Source organism: Aquamicrobium terrae (assembly GCF_052978165.1).
On sequence record NZ_JBRKLZ010000001.1, the window covers coordinates 1,290,001 to 1,306,139 of the forward strand.

General features: G+C 65.7%; 12 protein-coding genes (1 of these 12 running past the window's edge). 2 read left to right on the forward strand and 10 right to left on the reverse strand.

The features are described 5' to 3' along the window. On the forward strand, positions 1-1,437 hold the 3' portion of the coding sequence (locus ACVCNR_RS06425; RefSeq protein WP_447074157.1) for a M23 family metallopeptidase. 534 nt of this gene lie to the left of the window's left edge; only the last 1,437 of its 1,971 coding nucleotides appear in the window; its start codon lies off the left edge, out of view; the stop codon is at positions 1,435-1,437. 53 nt (positions 1,438-1,490) lie between these two features. On the opposite strand, the gene ACVCNR_RS06430 is transcribed toward ACVCNR_RS06425, so the two are convergent. The 7 genes from ACVCNR_RS06430 to ACVCNR_RS06460 all read right to left on the reverse strand — a co-directional run bounded on the left by ACVCNR_RS06430 (position 1,491) and on the right by ACVCNR_RS06460 (position 12,807). Continuing rightward, positions 1,491-2,930, reverse strand: a complete 1,440-nt coding sequence (locus ACVCNR_RS06430) for a L,D-transpeptidase family protein (RefSeq protein ID WP_354197610.1) — start codon at positions 2,928-2,930, stop codon at positions 1,491-1,493. Between the two features lie 169 nt (positions 2,931-3,099). Continuing rightward, positions 3,100-5,712 carry an ATP-dependent chaperone ClpB gene (gene clpB, locus ACVCNR_RS06435; protein WP_447074158.1) on the reverse strand — a complete coding sequence of 871 codons (2,613 nt, stop codon included), beginning with the start codon at positions 5,710-5,712 and terminating at the stop codon, positions 3,100-3,102. A gap of 312 nt (positions 5,713-6,024) precedes the next feature. Next, on the reverse strand, positions 6,025-6,822 hold the full coding sequence (locus ACVCNR_RS06440) for a DUF4167 domain-containing protein (RefSeq protein ID WP_447074159.1): 798 nt from the start codon (positions 6,820-6,822) through the stop codon (positions 6,025-6,027). A 311-nt stretch (positions 6,823-7,133) separates the two neighbouring features. Further along, positions 7,134-7,988 carry a peptide chain release factor N(5)-glutamine methyltransferase gene (gene prmC, locus ACVCNR_RS06445; RefSeq protein ID WP_447074160.1) on the reverse strand — a complete coding sequence of 285 codons (855 nt, stop codon included), beginning with the start codon at positions 7,986-7,988 and terminating at the stop codon, positions 7,134-7,136. Positions 7,989-8,013: 25 nt separating this feature from the next. After that, positions 8,014-9,090: a peptide chain release factor 1 gene (gene prfA, locus ACVCNR_RS06450; protein WP_354197618.1), complete on the reverse strand. Its 1,077-nt coding sequence runs from the start codon at positions 9,088-9,090 to the stop codon at positions 8,014-8,016. A gap of 117 nt (positions 9,091-9,207) precedes the next feature. Further along, positions 9,208-11,478: a phosphoenolpyruvate--protein phosphotransferase gene (gene ptsP, locus ACVCNR_RS06455; protein WP_354197620.1), complete on the reverse strand. Its 2,271-nt coding sequence runs from the start codon at positions 11,476-11,478 to the stop codon at positions 9,208-9,210. 75 nt (positions 11,479-11,553) lie between these two features. Beyond that, the gene (locus ACVCNR_RS06460) at positions 11,554-12,807 is read right to left on the reverse strand and encodes an aspartate kinase (protein WP_447074161.1); all 1,254 of its coding nucleotides are present in this window, start codon (positions 12,805-12,807) and stop codon (positions 11,554-11,556) included. A 201-nt stretch (positions 12,808-13,008) separates the two neighbouring features. On the opposite strand from ACVCNR_RS06460, the gene ubiG reads away from it, so the two are divergent. Further along, positions 13,009-13,761, forward strand: coding sequence for a bifunctional 2-polyprenyl-6-hydroxyphenol methylase/3-demethylubiquinol 3-O-methyltransferase UbiG (ubiG, locus tag ACVCNR_RS06465; RefSeq protein ID WP_447074162.1), 753 nt, complete (start codon positions 13,009-13,011; stop codon positions 13,759-13,761). Between the two features lie 33 nt (positions 13,762-13,794). On the opposite strand, the gene ACVCNR_RS06470 is transcribed toward ubiG, so the two are convergent. The 3 genes from ACVCNR_RS06470 to ACVCNR_RS06480 all read right to left on the reverse strand — a co-directional run bounded on the left by ACVCNR_RS06470 (position 13,795) and on the right by ACVCNR_RS06480 (position 16,131). Beyond that, positions 13,795-14,685, reverse strand: coding sequence for a DMT family transporter (locus ACVCNR_RS06470; protein ID WP_354197626.1), 891 nt, complete (start codon positions 14,683-14,685; stop codon positions 13,795-13,797). A 157-nt stretch (positions 14,686-14,842) separates the two neighbouring features. Continuing rightward, on the reverse strand, positions 14,843-15,268 hold the full coding sequence (locus ACVCNR_RS06475) for a DUF1178 family protein (protein WP_447074163.1): 426 nt from the start codon (positions 15,266-15,268) through the stop codon (positions 14,843-14,845). Continuing rightward, on the reverse strand, positions 15,265-16,131 hold the full coding sequence (locus ACVCNR_RS06480) for a carbon-nitrogen hydrolase family protein (RefSeq protein WP_447074164.1): 867 nt from the start codon (positions 16,129-16,131) through the stop codon (positions 15,265-15,267). Before ACVCNR_RS06480 ends, ACVCNR_RS06475 begins: the two co-directional genes overlap by 4 nt. Positions 16,132-16,139 lie beyond the last annotated feature (8 nt).

Below are 16,139 nucleotides of genomic sequence, written 5' to 3' on the forward strand. Positions count from 1 at the left end.
AGCCTCAAGACCGTCGATTTCCCGATCGCCACCGCCGCCTTCGACGAGAAGAGCGGACTTTCCGCCGACGAGGTCGAAAAGGTGGTGCGCGAGGCCGCCGCCGACCTGTCCGAGGGCGCCATCCAGGTCGCCTCCCTGCATTATGTCGACCCGCAACGCTTCGGCGACCAGCTTACCCAGAGCCTTGCCGGCTCCTATGGCGTGCGCATCGTATCGGAAAACGTGTCGGTCGCGCCGCGCCCCGACACCGAGGCGGAACTCCGGGCGCCGGTCTTCGCCGAGGAGATCATCCCCTTCCGCGAGGATCGCCGGATCGCCGAGGCGCTGGCCGATTCGGGCTATGACGGCGACGATGCCAAGGGCATGGCGGGCGCGATCGCCAAATTGCTCAACGCCCCTGCCCTGAAGGCCGGAACCGTGCTGCGCGTCGGCATCGAGATTCGGGACGAAGTGCCGACCGTGGTGCGCACCGGCGTCTACGACAAGACAAGGCACATCGTGACCATCGCCCGCAGCGATGACGGCCAGTATGTGCCGGCGCAGGAACCGGAGCCGAATCCCGAACTGCTCACCGCTTTCGACGATTCGCCGCCGGTGCAGACGCGCGGCAACCTGCCCACCATCTATGACGGCATCTACCGCGCCGCCTATTCCTATGGCATGTCGAAGGAAATGACGCAGCGCCTGGTCAAGCTGCTCGCCTCGAATGTCGACTTCCAGTCGCGCACCAGCCCGACCGACCGGCTGGAGGTGCTGTTCTCGCAACCCGACAGCGACGACGAGGCCTCGGAAAACTCCGAGCTTCTCTATGTTTCGGCCAGCATCGGCGGCCAGACCCGCAACTTCTACCGCTTTCAAACGGAAGATGGCTCGTTCGACTATTTCGACGAGAACGGCAGCAGCGCCCAACAGTTCCTGCTGCGCAAGGCGGTTCCCACCGGCAAGTTCCGGTCCGGCTTCGGCGGCCGCAAGCACCCCATCCTCGGCTACACCCGCGTCCACACCGGCGTCGACTGGGCCGCCCCACGCGGCACGCCCATCATCGCCACGGGCAATGGCGTGGTCGAGAAGGCAGGTTGGGCCGGCGGCTATGGCCGGCAGATCATGATTCGCCATGCCAACGGCTATGTCAGCTCCTACAACCACCAAAGCGCGTTCGCCAAGAACATCGCCCCGGGCGTGCGGGTGCGGCAGGGGCAGATTATCGGCTATGTCGGCTCGACCGGCCTGTCGACCGGCCCCCATCTCCACTACGAGCTGATCGTCAACGGCACCAAGGTCGATCCGATGCGGGTGCGCCTGCCGGTGGGCAAGGTGCTGAAGGGCGACGAACTGACCGCTTTCAAGCGCGAGCGCACGCGCATCGACGAATTGCTGAAGCAGCAGGACCGCAACACGCTCAAGGTCGCAAGCGCGAAGGTCGGAGAAGGGGGCTAGGGCAGGATAGCAGCGAGCCACCTGTTCCCTTACTGCCTTACTGCCTTACTGCCCTAATCCAGAAACTCCACCGTCACACCCGGTTTCACCAGCTTGGCAAGCTCGGCCGCATCCCAGTTGGTCAGGCGGACGCAGCCATGGCTTTCCGTCTTGCCGATCTTCGACGGTTCCGGCGTGCCGTGAATGCCGTAGGTCGGCTTGTCGAGGGCGATCCAGATCGAGCCGACCGGCCCGTTGGGCCCGGGCGGGATCGTCAGCACCTTATCGTTTTCACCCTGCTTGAAGTTGATCTTGGGGTTGTAGGTGTAATTCGGGTTGATCGCGATCCGCGTCACCGCATGCACGCCCGAGGGCGAAGGCGTCGCGGCCGAGCCGATGGTGGCGGGATAGACCGCGACCAGCTTGCCGCTCTCGTCATAAGCGCGCACCTGCTTCCGTGCCTTGTCGGCGGTGATTCGCGCCACCGGCGTCGACACCAGCCGGCCGAAATTGGCAACCTTGATGATGGTGCCGGGCCGGTTGAAATTGGCCTCCGGGTTCAGCGCCTTGAGATAGGCCTCGTCCATGTGGAAGCGCTCGGCCAGCGCCTCGGTGACCGAGGTGAACGACATGTGGTCGAGCTGCGCCTTGTGGCTGTAGTCCTCCGGCACCGAAGCGATGTAGGGGCCGGCGACGTCCTGGTTCGTGATCTCATAGTGCGAAAATGCGTCGCCGCCGGTTTCGGCCAGCGCCTGGGTGATGGCAATGGCGTCGGTGGAGCGCAGCGTCTGGCCGGTGAGCTCGCGATAGGCGGCCAGCGCCTTTTCCACGTTCGAGCCAAACCGCCCGTCGATGACGCCCGGCGACGCGCCGGCGCGGTCGAGCAGCACCTGAAGGGCGGCGATGTCCTCGCGCGCGCCCAGCGACAGGGACGAATCGACCCGCGTGCCCGGCGTCACCGGGTTGGAAGCCGATTCGGGCGCGCGGTTCGCCGGCTCCAGGGACGCCTCCTCGAGCTTGCGGCGTTCGATCTGCGACGGATTCGCGGTTGGCGGCGGCTCCCGGGGAGGATCGCGATAGATATCGCGTGGTGCTTCGGGAAACTCCTCGTAAAGGCCGCCCGAATAGGGATCGTAGACCCGTGCCTCTTCCTCCCGCTGCCTTTGCAGGAAGCGCTCCATGTCATCGGGATCGTCGAGATAATAGCGCTCCTGGCGCTCCGCCCGCCTTGCCTGCTGGCGCCGCAATGCGCGACGATCGCTGCGCATGTCCGGCGGCTCGATCGCCACCACCTCGCCGGTGAAGCTGTCCACGATCACCCGGTTGCCGTTGCCGTCGAAATAGACTTCGAAATCGCCCATCTGGGCGAGTTGCACCGGGGCGGGCTGTGCCGATTCGGCCTGCACGGGGGGCCTGGCGCCTGATTCGGCAAGGCTGCCTCCGCGCGATGCCATGGCATCGGCGGAAAACAGCACGGCGGCGAGTGCCGAAACGGACAGGAAAATGTGCGACATGCAGGCAAAGCTCTCCATGCTTTCCAGCCGCCCGCTCCGGGGCGAATCAATGTTTGCGGACCACATTGCCCGCGAAACAGCCAATCACGATAGATTTCGAAGATGAACCGGGCATGAAGATGGCCGCATCGCTGCGGCCATCATCTTTATCGGTTTTGTTTGCGCCGGGCTACGCCGCCTTGACGGCTTCCGCGCCCGTGCCGGGCTTGCTGCGGAAGTTCAGCCGGTCGGAGCCCGCGGTCACCTTGACGGTGGAACCGTCGAGGATTTCGCCGCCGAGGATCTTCTCGGCCAGCGGGTCCTGCAACTCCTTCTGCATGACGCGCTTGAGCGGCCGCGCGCCATAGGCGGGGTCGTAGCCCTTCTGGGCCAGCCACTCGATCGCATCGGCATCGAGGTCCAGATGGATCTTGCGGTCGACAAGCAGGTTCTCCAGCCGCTTGAGCTGGATCTCGACGATCCGGCCCATATCCTGCCTGCGCAGGCGGTGGAACAGGATGATCTCGTCGACGCGGTTGAGGAATTCCGGCCGGAAGTGCCCGCGCACGACGTTCATCACCTCCTCGCGCACCAGGTCGACATCCTGGTCTTCCGTCAGGTTGACCAGATATTCCGAGCCGAGGTTCGAGGTCATGACGATCAGCGTGTTGCGGAAGTCCACCGTGCGGCCCTGCCCGTCGGTCAGGCGGCCGTCGTCCAGAACCTGCAAGAGCACGTTGAACACGTCCGGATGCGCCTTCTCGATCTCGTCGAACAGCACGACCTGATAGGGCCGGCGCCGGACCGCTTCGGTCAGCGCCCCGCCTTCCTCATAGCCGACATAGCCGGGAGGCGCGCCGATCAGCCGGGCCACGGAGTGCTTCTCCATGAACTCCGACATGTCGATGCGCACCATGGCGTTCTCGTCGTCGAACAGGAAGCTCGCCAGCGCCTTGGTCAGCTCGGTCTTGCCGACGCCCGTGGGGCCGAGGAACATGAACGAGCCGATCGGCCGGTTCGGGTCCTGCAAGCCGGCGCGCGCACGGCGCACCGCCTTCGAAACGGCCTGCACCGCCTCGCCCTGGCCGACGACGCGCCTGGCCAGTTCGTCTTCCATGCGCAGCAGCTTCTCGCGCTCGCCTTCCAGCATCTTGTCGACCGGAATGCCCGTCCAGCGAGACACGATATGGGCGACGTGGTCGGGCGTGACCACTTCCTCGACCATGCCGCCGCCATTGCCGTCATGGGCCTCGGCTTCCGTAAGCTTCTTCTCCAGCTCGGGGATCTTGCCGTAGGCAAGTTCGCCGGCACGCTGGAACTCACCCTTGCGCTGGGCAATGGCCAGTTCGTTGCGGGCCTCGTCCAGTTCCTTCTTCAGGTCGGCGGCGAGGCCGAGCTTCTGCTTCTCCGACTGCCACTTGGCGGTCAGCCCGGACGATTCCTCCTCGAGGTCGGTGAGTTCCTTCTCCAGCTTGGCCAGCCGGTCCTTCGACGCCTCGTCCTTCTCGACTTTCAGCGCCTCCCGCTCGATCTTGAGCTGCATGATGCGGCGATCGATCTCGTCCAGCGCCTCGGGCTTGGAATCGACCTGCATGCGCAGCCGCGACGCCGCCTCGTCGACAAGGTCGATGGCCTTGTCGGGCAGGAAGCGGTCGGAGATGTAGCGGTTGGACAGCGTCGCGGCCGAAACCAGCGCCGAGTCGGAGATGCGCACCTTGTGGTGCTGCTCGTACTTCTCCTTCAGGCCGCGCAGGATCGAGATCGTGTCCTCCACCGTCGGCTCGTCCACGAACACCGGCTGGAAACGACGGGCCAGCGCGGCGTCCTTCTCGATATATTTGCGGTATTCATCGAGCGTGGTCGCGCCGACGCAGTGCAGTTCGCCGCGCGCCAGCGCCGGCTTGAGCAGATTGGAGGCGTCCATGGCGCCCTCGGCCTTGCCGGCCCCGACCAGCGTGTGCATCTCGTCGATGAACAGGATGATGCCGCCGGCAGCGGCGGTGACCTCGTTGAGCACCGCCTTCAGCCGCTCCTCGAACTCGCCGCGATATTTCGCGCCGGCGATCAGCGCGCCCATGTCGAGCGCCATCAACTGCTTGTCCTTCAGCGATTCGGGCACGTCGCCATTGACGATCCGCAGCGCCAGCCCTTCGGCGATGGCCGTCTTGCCGACGCCCGGCTCACCGATCAGCACCGGGTTGTTCTTGGTGCGCCGCGACAGCACCTGGATGGTGCGGCGAATCTCGTCGTCCCGGCCGATGACCGGGTCGAGCTTGCCGGCGCGCGCGTCGGCGGTCAGGTCGCGCGCATATTTCTTAAGCGCGTCATAGCCCTGTTCCGCGGACGCCGAATCGGCGGTGCGGCCCTTGCGAATGTCGTTGATGACCTGGTTGAGCGCCTGCGGGGTGACGCCCGCCTTGCTGAGGATGTCGGAGGTCTTGGCCGACTTCTCCATCACCAGCGCCTGCAACAGGCGCTCGACGGTGACGAAGCTGTCGCCGGCCTTCTTCGCCAGTTCCTCGGCCGTGGAAAAGACCTTGGCCAGCGGCTGCGCCAGATAGAGCTGGTCGTTGCCCCCTTCGACGCGCGGCAGCGCTTCCAGCGCGGCATCGACGCCGAGTTCGACATCGCGCGGGCGGCCACCGGCGCGTTCGATCAGCGAGGCGGCGAAGCCTTCGTCGTCGTCGATCAGCGCTTTCAGGACGTGTTCCGGCGTGAACTGCTGGTTATTGCGGTTGAGCGCATATTGCTGCGCGGACTGGATGAAGCCGCGCACGCGCTCGGAATATTTCTCAAGATTCATATCTGTCTCCTTCCGTCACCGGCCCGCTTCGCGGCACCGGATCAGATTGCGGTGACGAACCCACCCGATCGAGCCAGGTTCAATTCCTCACAGATATGGGGCACGCAACAGCCCCTCTCAAGGAGCCGACAACAGCAGCAAAAGGAATTTTATCGGCCTTTTCGCCGCACTCAAGTCCGCTTGCCCGAAAGGAGTACCCCGGCGCCGGCAGCAGGACAGCGCAATGCGGGCCTGTTTCGCCGGTCCGGCCCAAACGAAAACGGCGGGGGTCGCTCCGCGCCGTCCACATTGGTTTTCTGGGAAATGCCCCGGTCAGCCTTCCGACGCCGCAGCCACCGGCTCCTCGGCGGAGCCGGCTTCACCGGCGTCCTTGGCGACACGCGGCTTGCGCGGGCGGCGCGGCTTGCGCGGCGCTTCGGCCTCGGCTTCCTTCCCTTCCGCCGCAGCGGCAAGGGCGGCCGGGTTCATCTCGGCCGGCTGGGCGGGTGCCTCTTCTGCCGGCGCGGCGTCTGCCGCCTCGGCGGGCATGGCTTCCCCGGCCTCTTCCCGATCCTTCTGGCGGGTTTCGCGCGGGCGACGCTCGCCGCGTTCACCACGCGGGCCGTTGTTCATGCGGTCCCGGCCCCTGCCTCCGTCGCGATTGCCGCGATTCTCGCTCGCGGTTTCGGTGTTCAGCGCCACCTCGGCCGGAACGCCTTCGATCACCGGCTGCGGACCGGACCCGTTGCCGGCCGCGACGGCATGCGCCTCGTTGCCGTTGGCCGCCGCTTCAGCCTCGTCGCGCTCCTCGTCGATGTCGTCATCGAAGTCGTCACGCGCCGGCTGCACGTTCTGGATCGGCATCTGCGCCTGGGCGGCGGCAATGATGCGATTGTAGTGCTCGGCATGCTGGAGATAGTTCTCGGCCATCACGCGGTCGCCGGAGCTCATGGCATCGCGGGCAAGCGCGGCATATTTCTCGGCGATCTGCTGGGCGGAGCCGCGAATCTTGACGTCCGGTCCGTTGCTCTCGTAGTTGCGGCTGAGCGGGTTCGGTCCCTTGCGGTTGTTATTGTTGTTGCCGCCATTGTTGCGACCGCGCATACGCCTGTTCTGCTGTTGTGGCCTCATCCGAGTCTCTTCAGTTGGAAATCAAGAAAAACCTATCGCGGCGGCAGTGTTCACAGGACCTGCCGATCTGCCATCCCGCCGGTGTTCGCCCGCATCGATTGCGTTGGCGCCACGTGCCACCTTATCCCGGTCACATAACACTTGCCGGACGATTCCCCGCGAAGCATTCAGCGCCATTTGCGCGAAAGGCAGCTATGTCCAAGGGAACCGAATCTCTGGAAGATCTGCCCGCTTCAACTCATCCGGTTGAGGTGACCCTATCTATATTTGCAGACCTTGCCAAGCGTTATTTCGTCGCGGGGTCAAGCTCTTCACGCAGTTGCGAACACAAGAACCCTGTCGTTTCCGGCCAGATCGCTGAGCGCCCGCACGAGGCGGAAACCCGCATCCGCGAAGATGGACCCGACCTCCAGCCGCTGCGTGCTGCCGATCTCAACGGCGACCCGCCCGCCCTGTTCCAGGTGCGAGGCGGCGCCCGCCGCGATGATCCGATAAGGCTCCAGCCCGTCATCTCCGCCATCGAGGGCCCGGAGGGGATCGAACAGCCGTACCTCTTTCTGCAAGGCCGCGATCTCGTTGGACCCGATATAGGGAGGGTTTGAGGCGATTACATGGTAGCGACCCGAAATTTCCGCGAACCAGTCGGATTTTTTTGGCCGGAACCGATCGGCGAGGCCGAGATCGACGGCGTTGCGGGCGGCGGTCGCCAGCGCGTCGTCGGATATGTCGACGCCCGTCGCCACCGCCCCGGGCACATTGGCCAACAGGGCAAGCGCGATGGCCCCGGTGCCGGTGCCAAGGTCCAGCACCCGGCATTCGCCTTCCCGCGATGCGACATCGCGCATGAAAGGCAGCACCGCATCCACCAGCACCTCGGTGTCGGGACGCGGCTCCAGCGTCTCGACCGACAGCGACAGGCGCAGGCCATAGAACTCGCGAAAGCCGAGGATGCGGTGGACGGGCTCGCCCCGGCACCTGCGCGCCAGCGCGGCCTCCACCTCCGCGACCGTCCGCGGATCGATCGTCCTATCCGGCCGCGCGATGGCATCGCTGCGGCTGGTGCCGGTGAAGTGCTCGACCAGCAGCCTGGCATCGAGGGCGGCGTCCTCGACGCCTGATTCGGCAAGCTTGCGCCGCGCAGCGCCGAGAAGTTCCGCCAGGGTCAAGGATGCACCATGTCCGTTCCGGATCTCAGCCTTCCGTCATGTCGGCCAGCAGCTTCGACTGATGGTCGGCGATCAGCGCATCGATGATCTCGTCCATTTCGCCCATCATCACCCGGTCGAGCTTGTAGAGGGTGAGGTTGATGCGGTGGTCGGTCACCCGCCCCTGCGGGAAATTGTAGGTGCGGATGCGCTCGGAACGGTCGCCGGAGCCGACCTGCGACTTGCGCGATTCGGAGCGTTCCTCGTCGGCCCGGCTGCGCTCCATGTCGAACAGGCGCGCGCGCAGGATCTGCATGGCCCGCGCCCTGTTCTGGTGCTGCGACTTCTCCGCCGACACCACCATGATGCCGGTCGGCAGATGGGTGATGCGCACGGCCGAATCGGTGGTGTTGACATGCTGGCCGCCGGCGCCCGACGCGCGCATGGTGTCGATACGGATGTCCTCGGGGCGGATGTCGATATCGACCTCCTCCGCCTCGGGAAGCACGGCCACGGTGGCGGCGGAGGTGTGGATGCGTCCCTGCGCCTCGGTCTCGGGCACGCGTTGGACGCGATGCACGCCCGACTCGAACTTCAGATGCGCGAACACGCCCTTGCCGGAAACGCTGGCGATGATTTCCTTGTAGCCGCCGGCATCACCCTCGCTCGCCGAAATGATCTCGAAGCGCCACCCGTGCGCGGATGCATAGCGCTCGTACATGCGAAACAGATCGCCCGCGAACAGCGCCGCCTCGTCGCCGCCGGTGCCGGCGCGGATTTCGAGGATGGCGTTCTTCTCGTCGGCGGCATCCTTGGGCAGCAGCAGGATCTGGATGTCACGCTCCAGCCCCTCGATGCGCTCTTCCAGTTCCGGCAGCTCCGCCTCGGCCAGCTCGCGCATCTCGGCATCGGTCGTCTTGTCGGCCAAAAGGCCGGCAAGGTCCGCCTGCTCCCGCTCGGCGCCGCGCAAGGCGCGCACCTTTCCGGCGAGGTCCTGCAGTTCGGAGTATTCCGACGCCATCTTCACATAGGCTTCGGGTTCCGGCCCGGCCGCCATCTGCGCTTCGAGCATCTCGAAACGCTTGACGACCTGATCCATCCGATCACGGGGTAGAATGCTCATGCTGGTATCGGGGCCCTAGAGCATGATCCCGAAAAGTTGCAGACTTTTCGGACAAGATCATGGTTCAAAAACAAAAGTTTAGAGCGAGATGGCTTTTCAAGGAGAAGTCATCTCGCTCTAAAGCGGAATCGAGCGATCGTCGGCAAAGGCCTGCAACAGCGCCCGCATCGGAATGTCGTTGGCCGGAGCCCACAGATTGTCCTCGAAGAAGGCCTCGAGTTCGCCCACCGGCAGTTCCGTCAGCATGGCCTTGACCGGGCCGATCGAGGCCGGCGACATGGAGATCGAGCGGAAGCCGAGCCCGATGAGCACCATGGCCGAGATCGGCTTGCCGGCCAGTTCCCCGCACAAGGTCACCGGCGTATGGTTGCGCTTGCCGGCATCGGCGATGGTCTTCAGCACGCGAAGGAACGGTACCGAAAGCGGATCGAACCGGTCCGCCATCCGCGTGTTGCCGCGGTCCACCGCCATCACGAACTGGAACAGGTCGTTGGAGCCGACGGAGACGAAATCCACTGCCTTCATCAGCTCGTCGAGCTGGAACAGCAGCGACGGCACTTCCAGCATGGCCCCAAGCTTCAGGCTGTTGGGCAAGAGATGCGCGAAACGCGACAGATGCCGCACCTCGCGGTCGATGATCTCGCGCGCCTGCGCGATCTCGCCGAGCTCCGTCACCATCGGCAGCATCAGCTTCAGCTCGCGCCCGCCGGCGGCCTTGAGCAGGGCGCGGATCTGCGTGCGCAGCAGGCCGGGCCGGTCGAGCGTCAGGCGGATCGCGCGCCAGCCGAGCGCCGGGTTCTCTTCCTGCGTGTTGTTCTTGAAATAGGGCAGCACCTTGTCGCCGCCGATATCGATGGTGCGGAAGGTGACCGGCTTGCCCCGCGCCGCATCGAGCACGTCGCGATAGAGCTGCTCCTGCGCTTCGGCGCGCGGGAAGGTCGAGGCGACCATGAACTGCAATTCGGTGCGGAACAGGCCGATGCCGGCCGCGCCCGACTCGACCAGTTGCGGCAGGTCGACCATCAGCCCGGCATTCATCAAAAGGTCGATCTGCACGCCGTCCTTCGACATCGAAGGCTTGTTGCGCAATTCGCGGTAAAGCTCCTGCCGCCGGGCGCGGAAGCGCACCTTCTCGGCATAGGCGGCTTCGAGGTCCGCCTGCGGGCGCAGATGGACCGCTCCCTCCTCGCCGTCGGCGATGATGGCATCGCCGTTCTCGGCCATGGAGACGGCGCCCTTGACCTGCCCGACCACGGGGATGCCCATGGCGCGCGCCACGATCACCACATGGCTGGTTGCCGCGCCGTCCTCCAGCACCAGCCCGCGCAGCTTCTCGCGCGGATAGTCGAGCAGTTCCGCCGCGCCCATCGAGCGGGCGACGATGATCGCATCCTTGGGCAGGGCGGCGGCGATGTCCTCCGGCCCCGTCCCCATGAGCTGGCGCAGCAACCGGTTGGCGAGATCGTCGAAATCGCTCATCCGCTCGCGCAGATAGGGATCGGTCATGTGGATCATGCGCGCGCGCATGTCGCTCTGGACCTTCTCGACCGCCGCTTCGGCGGTCAGGCCGTTGCGGATCGCCTCTTCCAGGCGCCGTACCCAGCCGCGGTCGTTGGCGAACATGCGGTAGGCTTCCAGCACTTCGCGATGCTCGCCCTCGAAGGCGACGTCGCGCCGCTCCAGCATGTCGTCGATGGACAGCCTGAGCGAGCCGAGCGCCGTTTCCAGCCGCCGCACCTCCTCCTCGCTGTCCTCGTTGAACAGGTTGGTGACGACGACGCGCGGCTCATGCAGCACGACATGGCCAAGCCCGATGCCGTCGTTGAAGGAGACGCCGCCGAAGGAAACCGGGCGTTTCAGGTCGAGTTCGAGGCCTGGTCGCGACAGGCGGGCGAGATCGCCGGTGGCAATCATCTCCGCGATCACCATCGCGGTCGTCTCCAGCGCCTCGACCTCGTCGTCGCGATAGGTGCGCATGGTCTTGTTCTGGACGACCAGGACGCCGAGCGTGCGCCCGGCCCGCAGCAGCGGCACGCCGAGGAAGGAGCTGTAGATCTCCTCGCCGGTCTCCGGCAGGTAGGCGAAGGCCGGATGCTCCTGCGCGTTCGACAGGTTGAGCGGCCGCGCGCTGGCGGCGATGGTGCCGACCAGGCCCTGCCCGAGGCGCAGTTGCACCAGGTGGACGGCGGACGGGTTGAGACCTTCGGTGGCGTAGAGCTCCAGCACCGAATCGGCGCGCAGCACGTAGAGGGAGCAGACTTCGGCCACCATGTTGGAGGCGATGTCGCGCACGATCCGGTCGAGCCGATCCTGCGGCTCCAGCGGCTCCTGCATGAGCTCGCGCAGCCGTTTCAACAGAACACGTGGGCCGACCGCCGTTTCACGCATAGCGGCGTCTTCCTCCAATGGCCGCGCTGCCCGGTCCCGCGCGCCGGATAAGGCCCGCTGCCGGGCCCGCGGCCCTTAACTCTTGTCCAGACCGTATACGGAATGGAGCGTACGCACTGCAAGCTCCGTGTAGGGTCCATCGATCAGGATCGAGATCTTGATCTCCGAAGTGGTGATGGCGCGGATGTTGATGCCCTTCTGCGACAGCGCCTCGAAAGCGGTCGCGGCAACGCCCGCATGGCTGCGCATGCCGATGCCGATCACCGACACCTTGGCCATGCCCTCGTCGTGCTGGATGGCGTCGAAGCCGATGGTGTCGCGCACCTTTTCCAGCACCGCCAGCGCCTTGCCGACATCGCCCGAAGGCACGGTGAAGGTCATGTCGGTGAACTTGCCGTCCTCCGAAATGTTCTGGACGATCATGTCGACATTGATGCCGGCCTCGGCCAGCGGCCCGAAAATGCCGGCGGCGACGCCCGGACGGTCGGCGACGCGGCGCAGCGAGATCTGCGCTTCGTCCTTGGCGTAGGCAATACCGGTGACGACCTGCTGTTCCACGATTTCATCCTCGTCGCAAATAAGCGTTCCAGGCGGATTGAGAAGATCGTCCATGCCGGGAGCATCGGGCTCCACGAAGGACGAGCGCACGAAGGTGCGCACCTTGTGCACCATGGCAAGCTCCACCGAGCGCACCTGAAGCACCTTGGAGCCGAGCGAGGCCATTTCCAGCATTTCCTCGAAGGAGATGCGGTCGAGTCGGCGTGCCTTGGGCTCGATGCGCGGGTCGGTCGTGTAGACGCCGTCCACGTCGGTATAGATGTCGCAGCGGTCGGCCTTGACGGCGGCCGCGATGGCCACGGCGCTGGTGTCCGAACCGCCACGGCCCAGCGTCGAGATGCGGTTGTCGGGCGCCAGGCCCTGGAAGCCGGCGATCACCGCCACCTGCCCCTCGCCGAAGCGCTTGATGAGGAAGGAGCCGTCGATATCCTTGATGCGAGCGGCGCCATGGGCGTTGTCGGTGTGGATCAGGATCTGCCAGCCGAGCCAGGAGCGGGCGTTGACGCCCATGTTCTGCAAGGTGATGGCCAGGAGCCCGGCGGTGACCTGCTCGCCGGAAGCGACGACGGCGTCGTATTCGCGCGCGTCGTGCATGGGCGAGGCTTCGCGCGTCCAGGCGACCAGTTCGTTGGTCTTGCCGGCCATGGCCGAAACCACCACGGCCACGTCATGGCCGCTGTCGACCTCGCGTTTGACGTGCCGCGCCACATTGCGGATGCGGGCGATGTCGGCGACCGAAGTCCCGCCGAATTTCATCACGATACGCGCCATGGGAGCGGAATGCCTTTGAATGCCGGGCCGAAGGCCCGAAATGGACGGTCTGGCACGAGGGCGATCCCCCTTGTGCCGATGCGGGGTCTCCTTAGCCAAAACAGGCTTTTCGTGCAAGCGATTGCCGCGATTCGCTGCAAATGCCGCCTTGACTTTCGCGCCCTCAACCCCGACTTCGTAAAGCTTCACGGAGACAAGGACATGTCCGACACCCGACGATCGACCATCGATTCCGGAGAAGTTGAACGTTTTTCGGCACTTGCCGCCGAATGGTGGAACCCGAACGGCAAGTTCCGTCCGCTGCACAAATTCAATCCCGTGCGCCTGTCCTACATTCGCGATCAGATTGCCCAGCGCTTCGGCCGTGACCCGCATGCGGCGCGGCCCTTCGAGGGGTTGCGCATCCTCGACATCGGCTGCGGCGGCGGCCTGTTGTGCGAGCCGATGGCACGGCTGGGCGCCGAGGTCGTCGGCGCCGATGCCTCCGCCACCAACATCGAGGTGGCCAGGCTACATGCCGCCGAATCGGGCGTCGAGATCGACTACCGGGCGACCACGGCCGAGGACCTTGCCGATGCCGGCGAAAAATTCGACGTGGTGCTCAACATGGAGGTCGTGGAACACGTTTCCGACATCGACCTGTTCATCGGCAAATGCGGCGAGATGGTCAAACCCGGCGGCATCATGTTCGTCGCCACCATCAACCGCACGCTGAAGGCGCTGGGGCTGGCCATCATCGGCGCCGAATATGTGCTGCGCTGGCTGCCGCGCGGCACCCACCAATTCGGCAAGCTGGTGCGGCCGGACGAGTTGGAGCGCGCGCTGGCCGGCGCCGGCCTGTCGGTCATCGACCGCACCGGCGTGGTCTATAACCCGCTGGCCGACCGCTGGCAGCGCTCCACGGACATGGACGTCAACTACATGGTGCTGGCGGAAAAGCAGAAGGCGAACTGACGCCCGCCTTCCCCCGAACGCCTTCGGACGCCTTCATCCGTCCGAGGCCTGCGCCTTGGTGGTGATGGCCACCCCGGCGACGATCAGCAGCGCGCCGGCCCAGGTCTGCCAGCGATAGTGCTCGCCGAGGAACAGCGTGCCGGCAAACAGGCCGATCGCGGCGGCGACATAGCCGATCTGGCTGAGATAGACCGGCCCGCCCACCGCCTGCAGCCGGAAATAGAAGGCGAACATGGCGGCGGCGGATGCCGCCTGCGCCAGCGTCACGCCCGGCACCTGGCCGAGCGGAGCGAAGGCGGCAAGGCCGGGCAGCAGCACGATCCCCGCCAGAAGCATGGCCGCCGCGGCCAGATGGCTGCCCGCGGCAAGCTCTATCGGCCCCGTGTGCGGCGGCCAGTCCATGGTGCGGTATATGTTGCCGGCCGCGAGCAGCACGGGAATGAGCAGGCCGATCAACACCCACGCCGCATCGGTCGGTTGCGCGGCATCGCCACGCGCCAGCGCCACCATGGCGGCGCCGGCGAAGCCGACGACGATACCGACGATGCCCGGGAAATTGGGCCGTCGCACACCCAGCAGGATGGAAAAGCCCAGCGTGATGACCGGCGAAAGCGTGAACATGATGCCGGTATAGCCGGCGCCAAGACGCGGAACGGCAGAGAAGATCAGCAGATTGGGCAGCGCGTAGGAGATGGCCGCCGCAATCGTGAAATAGCGCAGGCGGTGCGCCGTCATCGCCAATGTGCGGCGCTTCAGGAGCAGGGCAAGCAGCAGCACGCCGCCTGCGCCCAGCGAAATGACGAAGGCCCAGATGATGGCCGGCACGCCGGCCCCCGCGGCAATCTTGCCCAGCGGCAGGCTGAGGCCGAGCAGGCCGCCGGTGATCGCCAGCAGGCCGAACGCCGAATCCCAGATCGCTTTCATGGAGAGGAAGCTAACCCGCGCGCCACACCCTGCAAATGCGTCAGCAACGGCGGCGGTGATTGGGCCAGCCCCAAATCCTTCAGATCCGCTCCTTGCGCCTTAAGCTGTTGTTCTTATGCAGGTCGTTATTCCGAAACCGGTTCCCCGCGCGACAGCTTTAGTTCCTGTCGTCCGGGAATACCGGGATGGGCATGAACTCGACGCCGTCCTCGGCCAGGTCCCTGGCCTCCTCCAGCGTCGCCTCGCCATAGATGCCGCGCGCGTCGGCCTCGCCAAAATGGATCTTGCGGGCCTCCTCGGCGAATTTGTCGCCGACATAATCGGCGTTCTCGCGCACTTTCGCCGCCAGTGCCTTCATCTCCTCGAGCGCCCGGCGCTGCGCCTCGCCCATGGCCAGCGCCATCTTCTCCTGCTTGGCGGAGGTCGAGACGGCCGGCGCCATCAGTGCCTTTTCCACCTTGGACGAACCGCAGGACGGACAGTCGATGAAGCCGCGCTTCTTCTGGGTGTCGAAGTCGTCACCGCTGCGGAACCAGGCCTCGAATTCGTGGTCGTGCTCGCAGACGAGGGAAAAGCGGATCAAGACCCCGTCCTTTCCAGATGCCCGCCACCGGTGACGACGGCCGCAAGGGTGAACTCCCGCGCATTCTTGAGATTGGGGATTTTCCGGCGGGCCGCTGCGGACTGCGCCGGATCGATCTCGGCAACCGCCACGCCCGGCCGGTCGTGATCGACCTCGGCCAGGATGCGGCCCCACGGATCGACGATCAGCGAATGGCCGAAGGTCTCGCGTCCGTCCTCATGCTGCCCGCCCTGGGCGGCCGCGATCACGAAGGCGCCGTTCTCGATGGCCCGGGCACGCAGAAGCACATGCCAGTGCGCCTCGCCCGTCTGGCGGGTGAAGGCGGCAGGCACGGTCAGCACCTCGGCCCCGGCCAGCGCCTCGGTGCGGAAAAGCTGAGGGAAACGCAAATCGTAGCAGATGGCCAGCCCCAGGGTCGCGCCGTCGACATCCGCCGTCACCGCCCGCGTTCCGGGCTCATAGGCGGCGGATTCGCGCCAGCTCTCGCCATGGTCGAGATCGACATCGAACATGTGGATCTTGTCATAGGTGGCGATCGTCTCGCCGCGCGGCGAAATCAGCAGCGCGCGATTGGCGCTCTTGCCGTCGTCACGCCGGATCGCGGTCGAGCCGATATGCAGGAATATGCCCAGTTCCTTGGCCAGGCGCCGCGCGATCGCGACGGTGACGTCACGCTCTTCCGCGACGAACAGCCGGGCGCGGTCTTCCTTTTCGCGCACCATGGCGCCGGTCATCTCCGGGGTCTGCACATAGGTGGCGCCCTGGCCGGCAGCCTCGCGCACCAGCGCTTCCATATCCGTCGCGTTGCGCTCGGGGTCCATGCCCGAACGCATCTGCACCACCGCCGCCTTGAACACAGCCATCGCCAGCT

Coding starts and splice junctions, on each gene's coding strand:
- ACVCNR_RS06440 (WP_447074159.1), bottom strand. CDS start 6,822: ATGAGGCCACAACAGCAGAACAGGCGTATGCGCGGTCGCAACAATGGC.
- ACVCNR_RS06460 (WP_447074161.1), bottom strand. CDS start 12,807: ATGGCGCGTATCGTGATGAAATTCGGCGGGACTTCGGTCGCCGACATC.
- ptsP (WP_354197620.1), bottom strand. CDS start 11,478: ATGCGTGAAACGGCGGTCGGCCCACGTGTTCTGTTGAAACGGCTGCGC.
- ACVCNR_RS06430 (WP_354197610.1), bottom strand. CDS start 2,930: ATGTCGCACATTTTCCTGTCCGTTTCGGCACTCGCCGCCGTGCTGTTT.
- ACVCNR_RS06470 (WP_354197626.1), bottom strand. CDS start 14,685: ATGAAAGCGATCTGGGATTCGGCGTTCGGCCTGCTGGCGATCACCGGC.
- prfA (WP_354197618.1), bottom strand. CDS start 9,090: ATGAGCATTCTACCCCGTGATCGGATGGATCAGGTCGTCAAGCGTTTC.
- ubiG (WP_447074162.1), top strand. CDS start 13,009: ATGTCCGACACCCGACGATCGACCATCGATTCCGGAGAAGTTGAACGT.
- ACVCNR_RS06480 (WP_447074164.1), bottom strand. CDS start 16,131: ATGGCTGTGTTCAAGGCGGCGGTGGTGCAGATGCGTTCGGGCATGGAC.
- clpB (WP_447074158.1), bottom strand. CDS start 5,712: ATGAATCTTGAGAAATATTCCGAGCGCGTGCGCGGCTTCATCCAGTCC.